Source organism: Pedobacter sp. ASV12 (assembly GCF_016429155.1).
Classification (GTDB): domain Bacteria; phylum Bacteroidota; class Bacteroidia; order Sphingobacteriales; family Sphingobacteriaceae; genus Pedobacter.
Window position 1 is genome coordinate 1 of record NZ_JAELUC010000202.1, and the last position, 961, is coordinate 961.

The window sequence follows — 961 nt, forward strand, 5'->3', positions numbered from 1 at the left end:
AGATGTGTATAAGAGACAGTTTACAAGCAGGCGATGCAGATATTACTGCATGTCTGAACCATGTTGCTAATATTGCCGTTGCAAACAACATCGTACTTGGTAACGATGGATGGCCAGAAAAAAATGGCAATTCGGTAACAGCTTCGCAAGGTATTGCTATTTTGGCAAGTGATCCGGCTGTAAGCCAAAATATTGAGAATTTAAGTGCTAAAATGCTAGTTCATAATATTTGGATATGGAAAAAGGGCACCATAGAAAATCATTTGAACTTACAAGGCAAGACGGAAGCGATTTGGGCAAATTTTTGTAGTACTTTGGAACAATCTACTTTACAGATAATGTTGCCTAATGATCATCAAGAAGTTGAAAGTTGTATTCAATGGCTCATGAATTAACTCTAGAAACAATGACTGCAATTAATCCTTCTGTTTGGAATATCGAAAAAGTTGAAAATGATCTTACAACAGCTTTCGCAGGCAATTCGGAAACGAAACTGTTGAAAATATTAAAAGATACTTCATTCCTTTTTTATCATTTGTATTCCCGCAAAGGTGGAATACAACCTGTGTTTAGAGAGATTTCTTTTGGAGCTAAGATGCGTTGTGATTTTGCCTGGCTAAACGATAATTCGGACGGTCCAGAATGGGTGCTAATGGAACTTGAAAAACCGCGGATGCGCGTTTTTAACGCAAATAAAAAACCATCGGCCGAGCTTAACAATGCTATAGAACAGGTAAGATCATGGCAGAGGTATTTCGATCAGTACCCTCACGAAAAAAAGCGAATATTTGGAGCTGTTGCAAGGTTTAGATGGATATTAGTAGCTGGCGACAAGCAGGATTGGGATGTTGAAGATGCTATGCAATGGAGAAGTTTTTTTAATTCGACAAATGATATAGAATTAAGATCAACTGATATTTTTAATCGAGCATTGCAAGATTATAAAGAAAATCCGAGTGCC

Annotated in this window: 2 protein-coding genes; both read left to right on the plus strand. The window is 37.4% G+C overall.

Going from position 1 to position 961, the window contains the following annotated elements:
- Window positions 1–395, plus strand: a 395-nt coding sequence (locus JHD69_RS19890) for a hypothetical protein (protein ID WP_199142079.1), incomplete at its 5' end; no start/stop codon positions are given.
- On the plus strand, window positions 380–961 hold a 582-nt coding region (locus tag JHD69_RS19895; protein ID WP_199142080.1), incomplete at its 3' end, for a Shedu anti-phage system protein SduA domain-containing protein. The genes JHD69_RS19890 and JHD69_RS19895, both read left to right, overlap by 16 nt.